The organism is Paractinoplanes maris (assembly GCF_023544465.1).
Taxonomy (GTDB): domain Bacteria; phylum Actinomycetota; class Actinomycetes; order Mycobacteriales; family Micromonosporaceae; genus Actinoplanes; species Actinoplanes maris.
The window spans coordinates 128,911-146,357 of the sequence record NZ_JALPVL010000011.1 but is presented as its reverse complement, the minus strand read 5'-3'; the positions used below and the strand labels follow the sequence as shown (position 1 = coordinate 146,357).

Annotated in this window: 14 protein-coding genes; 4 read left to right on the top strand and 10 right to left on the bottom strand. The window is 72.3% G+C overall.

Features of this window, described 5'->3' with window-relative positions; genetic code table 11:
- Positions 1-23 precede the first annotated feature (23 nt).
- Positions 24-932 carry an NAD(P)-dependent oxidoreductase gene (locus NAG42_RS30065; RefSeq protein WP_284046076.1) on the top strand — a complete coding sequence of 303 codons (909 nt, stop codon included), beginning with the start codon at positions 24-26 and terminating at the stop codon, positions 930-932.
- A gap of 9 nt (positions 933-941) precedes the next feature.
- A complete protein-coding gene (locus NAG42_RS30060) occupies positions 942-1,562 on the top strand; it encodes an L-threonylcarbamoyladenylate synthase (RefSeq protein ID WP_250035249.1) in 621 nt (206 codons plus the stop codon).
- 97 nt (positions 1,563-1,659) lie between these two features.
- On the opposite strand, the gene NAG42_RS30055 is transcribed toward NAG42_RS30060, so the two are convergent.
- The 3 genes from NAG42_RS30055 to NAG42_RS30045 form a co-directional block, all read right to left on the bottom strand.
- On the bottom strand, positions 1,660-3,048 hold the full coding sequence (locus NAG42_RS30055; RefSeq protein ID WP_250035248.1) for a WD40 repeat domain-containing protein: 1,389 nt from the start codon (positions 3,046-3,048) through the stop codon (positions 1,660-1,662).
- A 62-nt stretch (positions 3,049-3,110) separates the two neighbouring features.
- Positions 3,111-7,715, bottom strand: coding sequence for a PDDEXK-like endonuclease domain-containing protein (locus NAG42_RS30050; RefSeq protein ID WP_250035247.1), 4,605 nt, complete (start codon positions 7,713-7,715; stop codon positions 3,111-3,113).
- Positions 7,716-7,756: 41 nt separating this feature from the next.
- Complete coding sequence (locus tag NAG42_RS30045; protein WP_250035246.1) at positions 7,757-8,752, bottom strand: oxidoreductase; 996 nt, start codon at positions 8,750-8,752, stop codon at positions 7,757-7,759.
- A gap of 51 nt (positions 8,753-8,803) precedes the next feature.
- Between NAG42_RS30045 and NAG42_RS30040 the strand changes: the two genes are divergently transcribed.
- Positions 8,804-9,148 (top strand): MerR family transcriptional regulator, encoded by a 345-nt coding sequence (locus NAG42_RS30040; RefSeq protein WP_250035245.1) that lies wholly within the window; start codon positions 8,804-8,806, stop codon positions 9,146-9,148.
- Positions 9,149-9,236: 88 nt separating this feature from the next.
- Positions 9,237-9,428: a hypothetical protein gene (locus tag NAG42_RS30035; protein ID WP_250035243.1), complete on the top strand. Its 192-nt coding sequence runs from the start codon at positions 9,237-9,239 to the stop codon at positions 9,426-9,428.
- Positions 9,429-9,527: 99 nt separating this feature from the next.
- Here NAG42_RS30035 and NAG42_RS30030 read toward each other — a convergent pair whose 3' ends face one another.
- The 7 genes from NAG42_RS30030 to NAG42_RS30000 all read right to left on the bottom strand — a co-directional run bounded on the left by NAG42_RS30030 (position 9,528) and on the right by NAG42_RS30000 (position 17,423).
- A complete protein-coding gene (locus NAG42_RS30030; protein ID WP_250035242.1) occupies positions 9,528-9,827 on the bottom strand; it encodes a DUF1905 domain-containing protein in 300 nt (99 codons plus the stop codon).
- A gap of 62 nt (positions 9,828-9,889) precedes the next feature.
- A complete protein-coding gene (locus NAG42_RS30025) occupies positions 9,890-10,339 on the bottom strand; it encodes an HNH endonuclease (protein WP_250035241.1) in 450 nt (149 codons plus the stop codon).
- Positions 10,340-10,512: 173 nt separating this feature from the next.
- A complete protein-coding gene (locus tag NAG42_RS30020; RefSeq protein WP_250035240.1) occupies positions 10,513-11,475 on the bottom strand; it encodes a zinc-dependent alcohol dehydrogenase in 963 nt (320 codons plus the stop codon).
- A gap of 67 nt (positions 11,476-11,542) precedes the next feature.
- Positions 11,543-12,394, bottom strand: coding sequence for a carbohydrate ABC transporter permease (locus NAG42_RS30015; protein WP_250035239.1), 852 nt, complete (start codon positions 12,392-12,394; stop codon positions 11,543-11,545).
- Positions 12,391-13,299 carry a carbohydrate ABC transporter permease gene (locus tag NAG42_RS30010; protein WP_250035238.1) on the bottom strand — a complete coding sequence of 303 codons (909 nt, stop codon included), beginning with the start codon at positions 13,297-13,299 and terminating at the stop codon, positions 12,391-12,393. Before NAG42_RS30010 ends, NAG42_RS30015 begins: the two co-directional genes overlap by 4 nt.
- 2 nt (positions 13,300-13,301) lie before the next feature.
- Positions 13,302-14,615 carry an ABC transporter substrate-binding protein gene (locus NAG42_RS30005; RefSeq protein WP_250035237.1) on the bottom strand — a complete coding sequence of 438 codons (1,314 nt, stop codon included), beginning with the start codon at positions 14,613-14,615 and terminating at the stop codon, positions 13,302-13,304.
- Positions 14,616-14,627: 12 nt separating this feature from the next.
- A complete protein-coding gene (locus NAG42_RS30000) occupies positions 14,628-17,423 on the bottom strand; it encodes a family 78 glycoside hydrolase catalytic domain (protein ID WP_250035236.1) in 2,796 nt (931 codons plus the stop codon).
- Positions 17,424-17,447: the final 24 nt, after the last annotated feature.

Genomic DNA, 17,447 nt, shown 5'->3' with positions numbered 1-17,447 from the left:
TGTGCACCGGCCCGTCGTTTCGGATGGCGCGAAGCCACGAGGCGGGAATTGGCTGCCTCGCCGGCGGTGGTGGCGGCTCTACGGTGAGCGGCATGACGGTGGGGTTTCTGGGGCTCGGTGTGATGGGGCAACCGATGGCGGCCAACCTGGCCCGGGCCGGCACCGATCTGATCGTCTGGAGTCGTACGGATCGAGGGGACACACCGCCGGGGGCGACCCGCGCCGCGAGCGTGGACGAGGTCTTCGCCCGGGCCGGCACCGTGATCCTGATGCTGGCCACCGAGCAGGCCATCGACGCGGTCCTCCCGGCTGAGGTCGGCGGGAAGCTGGTCGTTCACATGGGCACGACCAGCCCGGAGCACTCGGAGCGGCTGGGGGCGCGGATCGTCGCCGCCGGCGGGCGGTATGTGGAGGCTCCGGTCTCCGGGTCGCGGGGGCCGGCCGAGGCGGGCGAGCTCATCGGCATGGTGGCGGGCGAGGCGGAAGACCTTTCCCTCGTACGGGATCTGATCGCGCCCCTGTGCCGGCAGGTCGTGGATTGCGGGGCGGTGCCGGGGGCTCTGCTCATGAAGCTGGCGGTCAACACCTTCCTGATCAGCATGGTGACCGGGCTGGCCGAGGCGTTCCACTTCGCCGAGGGGCACGGCCTCGACACCGCGGTGTTGCGGCAGGTGCTCGACGCGGGGCCGATGGCCAGCACCGTCTCGCGGGGCAAGGCGGCCAAGATCGTCGACTCGGACTTCGCGGTGCAGGCGGCGATCCACGACGTGCTCAAGAACAACGAACTGGTCGTCGCGGCCGCGCGTCGCCGGGGTCTGCGGTCGCCGATCCTGGACGTCTGCCGGGACCTGTACGCCGCGGCCGCCGAGCACGGTCACGCCGGGGCGGACATGGCGGCGGTTGTGCACGCGTACCGGAAGGCGACTCACTAGGCTGCGCTGGTGGCGAAGTACTTCGACGTGCACCCGGACAACCCGCAGGCCCGTTCCGTCCGGCAGGTGGCCGACATCGTCCGGGCGGGCGGGGTGATCGCCTACCCGACCGACTCACTGTTCGCGCTGGGGTGCCGGATGGGTAGCAAGGAGGGCCTCGACCGCATCCGCGAGATCCGGCACCTCGACGACCGGCACCACTTCACGCTGATGTGCCGCGACTTCGCCCAGCTGGGCCAGTTCGTGCAGATCAACAACGCGGCGTTCCGGCTGGTCAAGTCGGCGACCCCGGGGCCTTACACGTTCATCCTGCCGGCCACCCGGGAGGTGCCGCGGCGGCTGCTGCACCCGAAGAAGAAGACGGTCGGCGCGCGCATCCCCGACCATGTCGTGGCTCAGGCGATCCTGGCCGAGCTGGGCGAGCCGCTGGTGTCGACCACGCTGCTGCTGCCCGGGCAGGACGAGCCGCTGACGATGGGCTGGGAGATCAAGGAGACGCTCGACCACGTCGTCGACGCGGTTGTCGACTCGGGCGAGGGCGGCACCGAGCCCACGACCGTGGTCGACCTCTCCGGGGGCGAGCCCGAGATCCTGCGCGTGGGCGCGGGCGACCCGGCTCGCTTCGAGTGAGCGGGCCCGAGATGCTGGGCGCGGGCGACCCGGCTCGCTTCGAGTGAGCGGGCCCGAGATGCTGGGCGCGGGCGACCTGGTCCGCTTCGAGTGAGCGTCAGGCCGACAGCGCGCCGTCGGCCCGCAGGGCGAGGATGACCAGCTCACCACGGTTGTCGGTGGCCGTCAGGCGCTGCTCGTCGAGGCGCTGGAGGGCCGCGATGCCCGCGCCGAACTCGCCGGCCGGCGTCGGGCCGACCGGCGGGCCGGTCCAGTCGACGGTCCACGAATAGAGCCGGAACTCGTACGACGCGGCGACCACGACGGTGCTCTCGGCCGTGCCGAGCAGGGCCACGGTGCGGACCGGCTCGGGCGCGCGCAGCGTGATGCCCCGCTCCACCTCGTAGGCCACCGGGTCGAGCCGGGCCACCCGGACGGCCTGGTGGGCGGCCGAGACGACCACCCGGTCGGCCAGCGAGTCGATCGCGCCGACCCGCAGGTCGTGCTCGACGACGATGGTGCGGTTGTCCGGCGGGCCGGCCGTGACGACGCGGCCCTCGGCGGCCAGCACGCCACCGCGGAACGGGCGGGTCGGGGCGGGCAGCGCGGGCAGCGAGAGGCCAGGAGTGAGTGGGGTGCCCGAGGTGGCGTCGAGCAGGTAGGGCCGGCCGGCGAAGGTGGCCGTGGCCAGCACCGGACCGCCGACGGCCAGCGAGCGGGTGCGGATCGTGGGGTCGGTCAGCCGCCACACCGGGCGGCTCGACGGGTCGATGGCGAAGACCACCCCGTCGTACGCGCCGGCCAGCACATGCCGCCCGTCGGCCGACCAGGTGACCGAGCGCAGCGGAGCGTCCCCGGCCCGGATCGTGCGGATCGGGTCGAGGTGGGTGTTGCGCAACTCGATCGCGCCGTCCCGCCGGGCCAGGGCCAGCGTCGATCCGTCGGGCGACCACGCGCACGCCTCGACGGCGGGGGCGGCCCGGCCGGCCAGCGGGACGCGATCCTGGGCCAGGTCGCGGACGGCCACGAAGCCGTTGGCGCCGACGGTCGCCACCAGGCCGGCGGCGCTCACGTCGAGGCGTACGCAATCCTCGATCTCACCCAGGTAGGTCTCGCCGAACGCCTGCCACACGGCCGCCCGCCCGTCGGCCAACTGGCAGAGCAGATGCTGGCCGTCGGGCATCCAGGAGACGCCGGTGACCGCCGTGGGATGACCGCCGAGCACCTTCATGAGGTGGGGCGGCCGGTCGTCGACGACCCGCCACACCGCCGCCGTCCCGTCGGCCGAGCCGGTGGCCAGCAGATCGGACGCGCCCGGGTTCCAGGCGGCCGCCAGCACCGCCGAGCGATGGGCAAATTCAGTCAGAACCAGCGGCCGCGAGGGGTCGCTGGTCTCCAGCACGGTCACCGCGCCGGCCTGGGTGCCGCTCGCCAGCCGTCGGCCGTCGGCCCGGAAGGCAACGCAGTTGACCGGCGCGGCCGGCGCCGGAGCGCTCCCTGGTGTCACGCGACATATGCTGGACATCGCAGCGCAACGAGTCAATACCGTAATCGGTCCTGACCGATCGGTCAGGAGACCGGTTGCAGTCTCACCAGGCCCGCGCGCCGGGCCGGCAGCGGCCCCACGGCCTTCTCGATCGCCTCGCGCAGCCGCCTCTGCTCCCCCGTCCGGTCGTGGTGCCAGGCCGTGCCCCAGACCCGGTGCAGCCGCCAGCCGAGTCCGGTGAGGATCCCGGCGCTCAGCCGGTCGCGGTCGCGGGCCGCGCCGAGCGAGGCGTAGAACGGGCCGTCGCATTCGACGCCGAGCACGTAGCCACGGCCGGGTGTCGGGTGCCGCACCCCGATGTCCACCCGATAGCCGTCGCCACCGACGAAGGCCTTCGCGTCGTATCCCCACGAGCGCACGGTCTCCAGCACCGCCGCCACCAGCGGGTCGGCGGCCACCGGTCCGGCCGGGACGGCGGCCAGGCCGCGCTCGGCGAAGTCGAGGTAGGCGGCCAGATGCCGGACGCCGGGGTTGGCCGACTCCGGGATGTCGCGCGCCCGGACCGACGAGATGATCTCGACGCGCCGCCGGGCCCGGGTGATCGCGACGTTCAGCCGCCGCCAGCCGTTGGGCTGGTTGAGGGCGCCGAAGTTGGCGCTGATCCGGCCGTGCTCGTCACGGCCGTACCCGACCGAGAAGATCATCACGTCGCGCTCGTCGCCCTGCACCGACTCGAGGCTCTTGACGAAGAAGCCGGTCAGCCGGTCGCCGTCGAGCAGCCGTTCCAGTCCGGGGTGGCGGGCCGCGGCGCGCTCGACGGCCACCTCGATCGCCTCGGCCTGGGCCACCGAGAAGGTGACCACGCCCAGCGAGAGGTCGGGCCGGGTGGTCAGGCAGGCGATGATGCGCTGGGCCACCTTCTCGGCCTCGACCGGGTTGTCCCGCGCGCCGCCCCGGCGGTAGGTGCCCGCGGCCGGGACGAACTCCACACCGGTCTCGGGGTCGGCGTCGGCGCCCGGATAGGTGAGCAGCCGGCCCTGATAGAAGCGGTGGTTGGCGAAGGCGATCAGCGCCTCGTGCCGGCTGCGGTAGTGCCGGCCCAGCCCGAGGCCGGGGAACGCGCCGCATCCCTCGGCCAGCTCCAGGATGGACTGGAAGTCGTTGACGTCGGTGCCGTCGTCGGCGTCCGCCCGCGTCGAGAAGAACGAGGTCGGCGGCAGCTGGCGGTCGTCCCCGGCGGCGATCAGCGACTCGGCCCGATAGACGCAGTTGACCGCGTCGGCCGGGGCGATCTGGGACGCCTCGTCGAAGATGACGACGTCGAAGGTCAGGTCGGGCGGCAGGTACTGGCTGACGGCGAGCGGGGACATCAGGAAACACGGCTTGCCGGTCTGGACCGTCTGCCGGGCCTGGCCGATCAGATCCCGTACGGGAAGGTGGCGGCTCTGTTTCAGACCCTCGCGCCGCAGCAGCGCGATGTCGTCGGGGACCGCCACCCGGCGAGCCTCGACGGCCGCGCTGATCGTTGCCGGCGCCTCGGCGGTCAGCGCGGCGTCCAGGGCCCGGAACTCGTCGACCAGGTGGTCGTGTTCGAGGCCGCCGATCGGGCGGAGCCGGTCGTCCTCGCGGATCACGGCGTCGGCCCAGGCGGTGAGCAGGGAGCGCTCGACGACGGGCCGGATCCGGTCGTCCGGCAGCTCGAGACAGAATTCGACCGTGTCCCCGGTCAGCAGGCCGAGCGCGTGCTGATAGCCCAGCCACTCCTGCTGACCACGCGCGTCGGCCAGCAGGCCGGTCAGGAAACCGCCGTCGAAGTCGTCGAGTGCCGCCTCGATCTCGGGCCGGCGCGACGCTGCGAAGGCGGCGACGACGGTGTCCCGGGCGCTTGTCCAGGAGCCGACGGCTTCGGCCAGCGCCGCCGCCTCGTCGGGGTCCGCTCGCAGCGCGGCCTCGTCCTCGGTGAGCGGCTTGTCGTGGCCGGTGGCCAGCCGGCGCATCTCGGCCGCCCAGGCGACGGCGTCGGTGAGGCCCGGCGCGTCCGGGCCGCCCGCGCCTTCCGCGCCGCCCGCGCGTCCCGCGCCTCCCGCGCTCTCCGCGCTCTCCGCGTCGAAGTGCAGTGCCCGCTCGCGGTCGGCGGCGGCGCGGCGCAGGTCGGTCAGGCGCAGCGCCTCGGCCAGGTCGACCCCGCGGCCGACCGCCCGGCTGAAGGCTTGCAGCACCGTGGCGGCCTCGATGAACGGCCCGACCTGGGCGTGCCGGCGGGCCACGGCACCGAGCACCGGCTCCGGCCCCGGCTCCCAGCCGGCCACCGTGCGGGCCTGCGCCCCGAGCCGGATCAGGTCGGGATCGGGGGCGGGACGGCAGATCTGGTCGGCCACGGCGGGCAGGGCGTCGGGCGGGCTGAGCCGCAGCAGGTCGGCCGCGGTCCGCAGGGCCTCGTCGACCCCGGCCTCGCCGCCCCGGCTGTAACGGCCGAGCAGTGGCGCGTACCGGCGCTCGGCGGCGGCCCGCTCGCGCAGGGCCCGCTGCCAGGCCACTGCCGCGCCGAGGTGGGCGACCGCGTCGGCGGGCCGGACCGACGGCAGCGCGAAGGCGGCCACCGCGTCCCAGTCACGGCGGTAGGCACGAAGGAGCTTGCGCAGGCCGCGGTGCTCGTGGGCCAGCCGGTCGGCCAGCTGCTCGACGGGCTGGTCGACGATCGTGTCGGCGAAATAGCGGCGGCACTCGGCCCCGGTCGCGACGACGGCCCCGGCGCACCGGCGGAGCACGGCCGCGGCGTCGGCGACCCCGGCCAGGACGCCCGGACCGAACCAGAACGGCTCGGGACGGTTGGCCCGGGCGGCCGGCTCGGCCACGGCCGCGAAGCGGGCCAGATCGGCGAAGGTGACCGGGGCGGGCAGGCCGAGGCGGGTGGCGAACGGCCCGGCCTCGCGCAGCAACTGCTCCAGGGTGTCGGCTTCGGCGGCGTGGCGGCGGGCGGTCAGCTCGGCCGCGGCGGCGGTCAGCGTCCCCTGCTCCAGGGCGGGCGGAAGCAGGTCGGGCAGGTCGTGCCAGTCGACGCCGGCCGCCTCGTGCACGGCCCGGGCGGCGTCCCGGGCCTCGGCCAGGAGGGCGGCCCGGCGCTCGGCGGCGCGCTCGAAGGATTCCAGGGAGGGCGCGGTGAGCCACGTGTCGTCCACCGGGGCGGGTCGCCGGGCCGCGAGCGTGACCCGGGCGCTGAGGGCTTCGGCCTCGGCGGGGCGGCTCAACCCGTACGTCATGGCCTGGGACCGCAAGGCCCGCAGGGCCGTCAGAGCGTCGCGCAGGGGCTCGTCCAGGGGCTGCGGCTCGGTCACCTCGCGCCAGAGGAAGTCCTCGCCCTCGGCGGGCGCGCGGCGGCAGCGGGCCAGTTCGTCGGCCGCGTCCAGCATCTGCCGCACGGTTTCGGGGCTGAGCGCGGTCGACAGGTGCATCGGGGCGGCCGGCCGATCGTCGAGCCGGGCCGCCTCGCCCAGCACCTCGTGGAGGGTGCGCCCCAGCGGCTCGCGGCGCTCGTTCATGGCGGTGGCGTAGGCGTCCAGGCGGTCGCGCAGCTCGGCCAGACGGCGGCGATCGACCGTGCTCGCGGCGGCCGGCCGCGGTGCCGGTGGTTCGGTCAGCGCGGCGGCCAGGGCGCGAGCCACCTCCTTGCGGGTGGCCTTGTGGCTGTGCAGCTCCAACAGGTACGGGTCCAGGCCGGCCGCGGCCAGGCGGTTGCGCACGACGTCGAGAGCGGCGGCCTTCTCCGAGACGAACAGGACACGCTTCCCGGCGTGCAGCAGGCAGCCGATGATGTTCGCGATGGTCTGCGATTTGCCCGTCCCCGGCGGACCGTCCAGGACGAAGCTGCGCCCGGCCAGCGCCGCCTCCACACAGGCCCGCTGCGTGGCGTCCGCGTCCAGCACCAGGGGCAGCTCGTCGTGCGCCCCGCCGGTTCCGGGCGCTGAGCCGGGATCGGGGGCGCCCTGACCGGCCAGCGCCCGCACCAGCGGGTGGCCGGCGATCCGGGCCTCGTTGTCGAGCAGATCCCGATACATCGCCTCCTTGTGGAAGCTGAAGCACGACAGCAGCACGCCTTCGTCGACCGGCCAGTCGCGATTGCTGACCGTGGCCCGCAGCGCGTTCAGATAACCCCGCACATCCAGCTCGCCCCCGGTGGGCGGTGCCGGCATCGCGATGCCCATCCGGCGCAACCGCAGGGCCAGGGCCGGATTCACCACCGGCTCGTCGTCCCGCTCGCGCAGCCGCGGCACATCGCCCGGCCCGCGCGCGACCAGCTCGGCCGGGAGCAACAACACCGGGCTGGCGAAGGCCGCACCCTCCTCGTCGCGCCACCGCAGCACGCCGACCGCCAGGTGCAGCGTGGCCACCCCACGGTCGAGCAGGTCCTGCCGCGATCGCCGCTGCAGCCGCCGCAGCGTGCTGCCGAGGGCCACCGGTCCGAGCCCGGTGCGGAACAGGGAGCCGGGCGCCGGTGTGGCGTCGGCCGGGAGGAACCCGAACGTCTCCCCGCTCCGCAACGCCGCCACGATCTCGGGCGCGCCCGGCCCGGCCACCTCCAGGCTGCCCGCGGCCGAGGGCCGGAGGTTGAGCAGGCGGTTGCCGCCGTCGAGGTTGACGAGCCCGTCCCGCCAGGCACGGACGGCTGCTCTCGGCGTTTCGGCCCCCATGACCCCAATTGCACCAAGCCGGGCATCCGCCCCGCTGGGAATCAGGCGTAATGCTCCTCATCCGCCTTGTCGTAGTCGCGGATCTCGTCGAGCCGGCCCGCCTCGGCCAGCCGCACCCAGGCCGGGTTGCCGAGCAGCACCCGGCCGAGCGCCATCAGGTCGTACTCGCCCCGCGCCCGCCGGTCGAGGAGCTCGCGCATCCGGTCGGAGCCGGCGAAGTCGCGGGTCAGCCCGATCGAGCCGACAGTGATCGACGGGAGGCCGGTCAGGTGCTTGGCCCAGCCGGCCAGGTTACGGTCGCTGCCCGGGAACGCCGGCTCCCAGAACCGGCGCTGCGAGGCGTGCAGCACGTCGGCCCCCGCCTCGCGGAAGCCGTTCAGGATCGTGCCGAGCTCGGCCGGCGTATCGGCGATGCGGGCGCTGTAGTCGCGTTCCTTGAACTGGGAGAACCGGACGATCAGCGGCAGGCCGGCCGGGATCTCGGCGCGGACGGCCCGGACCACCTCGGCCGGGAGGTCCCGGTGGCGCCCGGTCGGGTTGGTCACCGGCCACAGGAACTCGTCGAGCAGGTAGCCATGGGCGGCGTGCACCTCGACCGCGTCGAAGCCGGCCCGGACGGCGACGCGGGCCGCCTCGGCGTAGGCCCGCAGGAGGGTGTCGAAGTCGCCGCCGGACATGGTCTGCGGTGTCCAGACGGCCGGCTCGCGCTGACTGCCGAGGTGCCACAGCTGGGCGGCGATCCGGCCGCCGGCGGCGTGGACCTCGCTCGTCACGTGCCGCCAGCCGGCCTCGGCCGCGCCCTCGGTGAGCCGCGGCACGTCGCGCTGGTGGCCGGCGCTGGGATGGTCGACGAGCACGCCCTCGGTGATGATCAGGCCCACGCCGTTCTCGGCGCGGCGGCGGTAGTAGGCGGCGACCTCCGGCGCCGGCACGCCGTGCGGCGAGCGCTCGCGGGTCATCGGGGCCATGACGAACGGGCTGGTCAGCGGCAGACCGGCCAGGGTGGCCGGTTCGACGAGCGCGGTGGTGGTGGTCATGTGGACACGGTAAAACTTGACACCGATGTGAGGGTCAAGCACGTTGTAGGAATGCGGATCGGTGACCTGTCCGCGGCGACCGGTGCCAGTGCCCGGTCACTGCGCTATTACGAGGAGCAGGGCCTGCTGTCGAGCTCGCGCAGCGGCGGCGGCCAGCGGCACTATCCCGACTCGGCCGTCGAGCGGGTCTCGTTGATTCAGGCGTTGCTGTCGGCCGGGCTCACCAGCGCGACCATCACCGACGTGCTCCCGTGCATCAGCAACGAGGCGATCCGCACGCCGTGGCTGGCCGAGCGGCTGACCTCGGAACTCGATCGGGTGACCCGGCAGATCGAGGACCTCCACCGTACGCGTGACATCCTCGCCGGCCTGGTCGACCGATACCGCGTGGAGTAGCTCCGAGTCTCAGGAAACCGCCAGTCGGGTCACAGCGAGTACTGGACTTGACCACCTACCGTGGTAGTCACCAGTCGAGGAGGCCACAGTGAGCGGTTCCGTCAAGAGGTTGCTGATGTCGCTGATCGCGTCGAAGCTGCAGAAACGGGGCCACCAGGGGCACCACCCCGGCGGCTACGGCGCCTACGGTCCGCCGCCGACGTATGGCCATCACGGCCACTACAAGCACCACGGTCATTACAAGCACCACGGCCACTACAAGAAGCGCCGTGGCTGGTAGGACCCCCGAGGCTGGGGCCGTCCGTCCGTTGTCCCCCGGCTCCGGACGGGCGCGCCCCGGAAGATGAGCCCCGGCGCGCAGCGCCAGCGCGCGCCGGGGCTACACATCGATCAGCTCGACGGAGACCGTCGCGACGTCGCCGACCTCGAGACCCTGCGCCGTGCGGATGGCCCGCTTGATCGGCAGGACGTAGACGCCGTCACCGCCCGGGAAGATGGACGTCCGCCAGTGGCTGGCGCCGACCGAGGCCTTGACCCGCACCGAGCCGAAGCCGCGGCGCAGCCCCTCGGTGCGGTCCCGGATCTCGTCGGACGCCTCGACCGGCAGGCTGACGAACGTCCAGCTCTCCGTCTTGCGCGCGGCCCACAACCACAGTTCGCTCTCGAAGTCGACGACCATCGCCCGAGCATGACACGGGGGTGTGACACCCCCGGTCAGGCGAGCGACCCCGGCCCCGTCCGTCAGGAGCGGTGAACCGCGAACGACGTCCAGGTAGGAGTCACCGGCAGAGCGCGCAGGGGCATCCGGGCCTCGGCCGGGGTGCGGCTGCCCTTGCGCTGGTTGCACGGGTAGCACGCGGCGACCGTGTTGAGCCAGCTGTTGGCGCCGCCTCGCGAGCGGGGCAGCACGTGGTCGATGGTCGTGGCCGCCCGGCCGCAGTAGGCGCAGCGCTTGCCGTCGCGGGCCAGCACGCCGGCGCGGGACCACGACGGGCCCCGGCTGTGGCGCCAGCGGGTGACGACGTACGAGACGAGGCGGACCACCGTCGGGACCGGCCAGACCCCGATCAGGCCGTCGGGGCGGGCCTCGTGCACCTCGGCCACCTGCCGCACCAGCATCCGCACGGCGTGCCGCAGGCTCACCCGGTGCAGCGGCCCCAGATCGGCGTTCAGCACCAGCACATCACTCACCGGGTCACCTCCCTGCAGAATTCCGGGAAGCGCCCACGGCGTCACCCGGATATGTGGTCGGGGCGCACGGCAGCCAGGCCACCGCACGACATCAGACAGAGCATCCGTTTCTCCTGAACCCCGACCAGTTGGTGATCTCTACGGTAAGGTCCGCCCCGCCCGCGGACAATGGATTAACCGTTGGGGTGGACGACCACTTTCAGACCCGTCCGGGCGGCCGCCGTCCCGAGGGCGTCGGACACCGCGGTGAGCGGGAAGGTGTCGGACACCAGCGACCCCAGATCGACGAGCTTCTGTGCGGCCAGCGCGATCGCCCGGGGATAGACCTCGCCCATCCGGCGGGCCAGGACCAGTGTCAATCCCTTGCGGCGGGCGATCGACGCGCTGAACGTGGTGGTGTCGCCGTCGGGGATGCCGACCAGCACGACCCGGGCGCCCGGCTTGGCCACCCGCAGGGCCGCCTCGACCGCCGCGGGTGAGCCGGAGACCTCGAAGACCACGTCGGCGGCGGCCTCCGCCTCGATCGGCACCGCGCCGAGGCGGGCCGCGACCGCCATCCGGTGCGGCAGCGGCTCGGCCGCGAGCACCTGGGTGGCGCCGCCGCGCAGCGCCAGCTGGATCAGCAGGAGCCCGATCGGCCCGCACCCGACGACGGCCACCGTGGACGCCAGCCGCACATGGGCATGGTCGTAGGCGTGCAGCGCCACCCCCAGCGGCTCGAGCATGGCACCGTCGTCGTCGGACACCGCGTCGGGCAGCCGGTGCAGCCGGTCGGCCGGCCAGCTCATGAACTGGCGCAGCCCGCCGTCGGTCGCTCCGTGCCCGGCGAAGACGATGTTCAGGCAGAGGTTGGGGTAGCCGTCGAGGCACGGCTCGCAGTGGTGGCACGGGATCGCCGGGTCGATGGCCACCCGTACGCCGTCGTCGGCCCCGCCGCGGATCACCCCGGCCATCTCGTGACCGAGCACGAGCGGTTTCGCCGGGACCGCGTCGCCGATGCCGCCCTCGGTGAACCAGTGCAGATCCGACCCGCAGATGCCGACCGAGGTCACCTCCACGAGAGTGCCCTCGCCGGTCGGATCGGGCTCGTCGTGGAGCCGGACGTCACCGGCGGCGTGGAGACGGGATACCAGCATGTCGACCTCCGGCGGGGCGGAACGAGGGGGTCGCGCCGAGGCAACGGCGCGACCCCCAGTCTCTCCCCTACCCCTTGACCGCGCCCGCCGTCATGCCGGCGACGATGCGCTTGTTGAAGAACAGGAACATGATCAGCGGCGGGATCGTGATCAGCAGGATGTCCATGAAGAGCAGGTTGTACTGGGTCGAATAGGCGCTCGAGAAGTTGTAGAGGGTCAGCTGGACCGTGGCGTTCTGGTCGCCCGGCAGGAAGTACAGCGGGTTGACGAAGTCGTTGAAGACCGTCACCGACTGCACCACGACGACGGTGATGATGACCGACCGCAGGAGCGGGAGGATGACCCGGAAGAACAGCCGCATCGGCCCGGCCCCGTCGATGATCGCCGCCTCGTCGAGTTCGCGCGGGATCGTGGCGATGAACGCCCGGAACAGCAGGATGCAGAACGACAGGCCGAACGCGACCTCGATCAGGATGAGCCCGGGCATCGTCCGGAAGAGCCCGAGCTTCTGCAGCACCCAGATGGTCGGCACGACGGCCGGCGGGATGATCAGACCGGACAGGACCAGGAAGTTGACCAGGCCGGTCCACCGGGTGCGGCGGCGCTGCAGCACAAAGGCCACCATTGCCGACAGCACCACCAGGATGGCCACCGAGGCCACGGTGAGGATCGTGCTGTTGATGAAGGCGATGATCAGCATGTAGTCGCGGGCCTGCACCACGTCCACGAAGTTCTGCACGAACTGGAACTGCGTGGGCCACGAGAAGTCCAGCCGCGAGGCCTCCTGCCGGCTCTTCACCGCGGTCAGCAGGATGAAGGCGAACGGCACCAGGAAGACCACGACCGACAGCAGGATCGCCACCACGCTGAGCACAAGGTTCTTACGCGGTCTCCGGTTCACCCCGGCAGCGGCGGTCACAGGTCCACCTCCTTGGAGTTCAGATACCGCGACAGCGGGAAGATGATCGCCGTCACCAGCAGGAACAGCACCACGTTGCCGGCCGTCGACAGGCCGTAGAAACCGGCCTGGTACTGCTTGTAGATCACCGACGCGATCACGTCGGAGGTGAAGCCGGGACCACCGCGGGTCATCGCCCAGATCAGGTCGAACGAACGCAGCCCGCCGATCAGCGACAGCAGGATGACCGTGAAGGTCGCCGGCCGAGCCAGCGGCAGCACGATCTTCACGAAGTTCTGCCAGGCGGTGGCGCCGTCGACGCGGGCCGCCTCGAAATACTCCTGCGGGATGGACACGATGCCGGCGATGTAGATCAACGTGGCCAGGCCGACGCCCTTCCACACGTCGACCAGGGCGACCGACATCAGCGCGAAGCTGGGGTCGGTGAGCCAGCCCGGCCCCTGGACGCCGATCAGCGCCAGCGACTCGTTGACCAGCCCCTCCTCGGGGTCGAGGAGGATCGTGAAGGTCAGGCCGACCCCGATCGTGCTGACCAGGACCGGGAAGAACACCACCGAGCGCAGGTAACCGCGGCCGATGATCTGCGAGGTGAGCAGCACCGCCAGGCCCAGGCCGAGCAGCACCTTGAGCCCCGAGGTGATCACCGCGTAGAGCACGGTGTGCCACAGCCCGGAGACCAGCGCCGGCTCCCGGAAGAACGTGACGTAGTTGTCGAACCCGATGAACTGGGAGTCGAAGATGCTCCAGCGGGTCAGGCTGAAGTAGAACGAGGTCACGGTCGGCACCAGGAAGAGCACCGCGTACACGATGGCGGCCGGCAGGTAGAACCAGGAGGGGTACGGGCTCTTCTTACGCCCGGCGGCGGGGGCCGGCCCGGCCACGCTGGTGCGCGGCCGGGCCTCCACCGTTACCAACCTTCGAGTCCCAGCTGCTGAGCCTGCTTCTTCACGTCCTCGTCGTAGAGCTTGGCGGCGGCGTCGGCCTTGCGGATGCCGGAGCCGACCTCGACGCAGATCTGCTCGAGGGCCGGGCCCTTGACCGGGGAGAGGAATTCCAGGGCCAGGCTGGAGGCACCCTGCTTGTCGATGTAGGTCTGCATGTCCTTGACCGCCTGCGGCACCGAGTCGGGCAGCTTGCAGCCGGTGACCGCGTAGGGCCCGGTCGGGGTGGTCGACTTGCCCATCGAGGCGCAACCGTCGGGGCTGGCCACGAAGCCGAGGAACTTCTTGGCCGCCGCGAGCTTGTCACCGCTGGTGCTGGACGGGATGTAGAGGCCGTTCGGGGCCCACACGGTCAGGCCGTTCTTGGCGGTGTCGGTGCCGGGGATGGCGAACAGGCCGATCTTGTTCTCGCTGCCCGGGTTGTCGGCGATCAGCTGACTGACCATGGCCGACAGGATCGGGTACTGCGCGCCCTGACCCTTGGCCAGCTTGTTGAGACCGTCGGTGAGCTTGGCCGAGGCGAAGTCCTTGTTGACGTAGCCCGCGTCGTGCACCTGCTGCAGGTGGTCGAAGCCGGCCTTGGCGGCGGGCGTGGTGGCGTACTTGGCCTGGTTCTTGGTGTATTGATCGGCCCAGCCCGGGCTGGCCGCCTCGACGTTGTGGTAGTCGCCGAGGATGAACAGCTGGGAGGTCCAGGTCTCGCCGTAGGTCTGGATGACCGGGTCGACCCCGGCCGCCTTCAGCTTGGCGTTGTTGGCCTGGAACTCGTCCCAGGTGGTCGGCACCGTGAGCCCGTTCTTGTCGTACACCTCCTTGTTGTAGAGGATCGCGCCGGCCATGTAGTTACCGAAGGGCACACCGTAGATCTTGCCGTCCGAGCCGACCGCCTTCTTGAAGTTCTCGTCGAGCTGGCCGGCGAAGTCGTCCACCGGGGCCAGGTTCTTCTGCGGCGCCAGGGCCTGCATCAGCGACCCCGAGTTGTACATGAACATGTCGGTCATGTCGCCGGTCGAGAGCCGGGTCTTGACGATGTTGTCGCCCTCGGTGCCCTGCGGCCGGGTCTCGACGTTGACCGTGATGTCGGGATTCTTGGCGGTGAAGTCCTTGGCCAGCCCCTCCGCCATCTTGACCGTCTCCGGCTGGTTGTCCGTCAGGAACGACAGCGTGACCTTGCCGCCGCCGCTTTCGTCGTCGCTGCTGCCGAGGTCACCGGCGCTGCACGCGCCGAGGGCCAGGGTGGCGGCGGACAACACGGCGAGCGCTAGGTGGCGTCTTGTCATGGAGGAACTCCCTTATCTGTCGGAAGAGGAGGAGAGAAGCGAGGTCAGGCGGGCGGCGAGCTGGTCACCGCCGGGGATGAAGCCGTGCGCGGTGGCGGCGTCGGCGAAGTCGGTGGCGGGCGCGTCCAGGTAGCGCACGAGCCGGTCGGCCAGGTCGGCCTCGCCGGCCGCGACACCCGCTTCGCGGGCCACGGCGAGAAGCTTCTCCCAGCTGGGTGCGTGGTCCATGAGCTGCCGGATGGTCGGCTCGGCGGGCAGGGCGGCCTCGTCCGCGTACGGGTCCTCGACCACCCAGTCGTGCGAGCCATGGCGTACGTCGACCGGCGTGTCCTGCCCGGGCAGGTGCACCGTGGCAGTCGCGCCGACCGGCACCACCACCGCGAGGCGCAGCTCCCCGCCGTCCCGCTTCCAGGAGACCGAGGCTTCCCCGTACGGGGTGAGGTGTCTGGCGGCAGCATGGGTGAGCTGCCGGTCGGGCAGGGGCCGCACGTCGATCCGGCGGTAACCGGGTTCGCCGGGGGCCAGGCCGGCCACGCGGCGGTGCAGCCAGTCGGCGACCGCCCCGAGCGCGTAGTGGTTGAACGAGGTCATCTCGCCCGGGTTGATCGAGCCGTCGGGGAGCATGCTGTCCCAGCGCTCCCAGATCGTGGTGGCGCCCATCGTCACCGGGTAGAGCCAGCTCGGCATCCCGGTCTGCAGCAGCAACCGGTACGCGAGCTCGGGCCGGCCCGAGTCGGCCAGCGCGTCGGTCATCAGCGGCGTGCCGACGAACCCGGTGCTGATCCGGAACCCGGACGAGCGGACGAGGTCGGCGAGCCGCTCCCCCGCGTTCCGGCGCTGCTCCTCGGTGGGCAGCAGCGCCCACTGCAGGGCCAGCGCGTAGGCGGTCGGGGCGTCGCTGAGCACGCGGCCGCCGTCGGTGACGTACTCGCGGGCGAACGCGGCCCGGACCCGTTGGGCCAGCTCGCCGTAGTGGCGGGCCACCTCACCGTCGCCGATCGCCCGGGCGGCCAGGGCGACAACCTCGGCCGAGCGGGCCAGGTGGGCGGTGGCGACGACGTCCGGGTCGGCCTTGGCCCGGAACGGGTCGGCGGGCGGGGCGGCCGGGTCGAGCCAGTCACCGAACTGGAAGCCGCCCGCCCACAGGAAGCCGGGCCCGGCCAGCCCGGCGATCCGGTCGACCCAGGCGCGCATGCTGGGCAGCCGGCGCTTGAGCAGGCCGGCGTCGCCGGTGCGCTGATAGACCACCCAGGGCACGATCGCGGCGGCGTCACCCCAGGCCGCGGCGGCCGGGCCGGGCTGGCGGATCACATCCGGCACGACGTGCGGGACGGAGCCGTCCTTCTGCTGTTCGGCAGCCAGGTCGGCCAGCCAGTTGCCGAGGAAGCCGGCCGTGTCGAACAGGAACGAGGCGGTGGGCGAGAAGACCTGGATGTCACCGGTCCAGCCGAGCCGCTCGTCGCGCTGCGGGCAGTCGGTCGGGACGTCGACGAAGTTGCCGCGCATCCCCCAGACCACATTCTCGTGGAACCGGTCGAGCAACGTGTGCGACGACTCGAACCACCCCGTGCGGCGCAGGTCGGAGCCCACGACGACAGCCTCGATGTCTCGCATGTGGAGATTCTCGACGCCGCTCACCTCGGCGTACCGGAATCCATGGAAGGTCAGGCCCGGCTCGAGCACGACCTCATCGCTCTCGGAGAGGATCCACTCGTCGGTGGCCCGGGCGCTGCGCAACGGCCGGACGCCGAGCTCACCGTCCTCGAGCACCTCGGCGTGCCGGATCACGACCTGCCGGCCGTCCCGGGCGCCGCGCACGGTGAGCCGGACCCAGCCGACCAGGTTCTGCCCGAAGTCGACCAACGTCCGGCCCGACGGCGACGTGAACACCTCGACCGCGGGCAGCACCTCGGTCACCCGGACCGGCGGCCCTTCCGGGGCGACCAGCAGCCCGAGGTCGGCGTCGAGCACGTCGACCGGCGACTCGGGACCGAGCTCGCGGCGCAGGTCGGTGCGCTGGCCGTTGTAGAGGTCGTCCTCGATGACGGTGCCCTCGCGGGCCGTCCAGGAACCGTCGGTGGCCAGCGTGTGCACCTGCCCGTCGGCCGTCTCGACCTCGAGCTGGGCGAGCAGCGCGAGCCGGTCGCCGTAGAGGCTGTGCTGGTTGCGGAAGCCGAGGTAACCCCGGAACCAGCCGTTGCCGAGCTGCACTTCGAGCCGGTTGACACCCGCGCCGACCAGCCCGGTCACGTCGTACGACTGATAGCGCAACCGGTGCTGATAGGCGGTCCAGCCCGGCGTGAGCTGCTCGTCGCCGACCCGCTCCCCGTTGAGCCGAGCCTCGTAGAGCCCGTGTGCCGTGGCGTAGAGCCGCGCCCGCGTGACCCCCGGAGGAAGCTCGACGGTCCCGGTGAGAATCGGCGACGGACTCCCCCAGCCCCCGATCTCGGCGGCGCTCACGAACCGCGCGCTCCAGTCCCCGGCGTCCAGCAACCCGGCCTCGGCACCGGCCGGCTCACTCCACTCGCTCCAGCGCGCGTCATCCCCGACCCGGACCCGCACACTGACCGCTTCCCGCGACCCCAGCGGAACCCCCGGCCAGGGCACCAGCACCTGCTCCCCCGAAGCCACCTCGAACGCCTCGGTCTCGCCGGCGCGGGTGATCTCGATCTGGTAGCGGGTCTGGGTGTAGTCGGCGGGGGCGGCCGGCACCTGCCAGGAGAGGCGAGGCGTCGCGGTGCCGAGACCGAGCACCGGGGCGGGGTGGTGCTCGAAGCGGAGGGAGGTGGGTGGCGCGATGTCCGGCATGTCACTCCTGTGCGGGCGCTACGT

What these genes read in the sequence shown, in the direction of transcription:
- NAG42_RS30005 (WP_250035237.1), bottom strand. Translation starts at nt 14,615, where the DNA reads ATGACAAGACGCCACCTAGCGCTCGCCGTGTTGTCCGCCGCCACCCTG.
- NAG42_RS30000 (WP_250035236.1), bottom strand. Translation starts at nt 17,423, where the DNA reads ATGCCGGACATCGCGCCACCCACCTCCCTCCGCTTCGAGCACCACCCC.
- NAG42_RS30050 (WP_250035247.1), bottom strand. Translation starts at nt 7,715, where the DNA reads ATGGGGGCCGAAACGCCGAGAGCAGCCGTCCGTGCCTGGCGGGACGGG.
- NAG42_RS30040 (WP_250035245.1), top strand. Translation starts at nt 8,804, where the DNA reads ATGCGGATCGGTGACCTGTCCGCGGCGACCGGTGCCAGTGCCCGGTCA.
- NAG42_RS30020 (WP_250035240.1), bottom strand. Translation starts at nt 11,475, where the DNA reads ATGCTGGTATCCCGTCTCCACGCCGCCGGTGACGTCCGGCTCCACGAC.
- NAG42_RS30030 (WP_250035242.1), bottom strand. Translation starts at nt 9,827, where the DNA reads ATGGTCGTCGACTTCGAGAGCGAACTGTGGTTGTGGGCCGCGCGCAAG.
- NAG42_RS30065 (WP_284046076.1), top strand. Translation starts at nt 24, where the DNA reads ATGGCGCGAAGCCACGAGGCGGGAATTGGCTGCCTCGCCGGCGGTGGT.
- NAG42_RS30045 (WP_250035246.1), bottom strand. Translation starts at nt 8,752, where the DNA reads ATGACCACCACCACCGCGCTCGTCGAACCGGCCACCCTGGCCGGTCTG.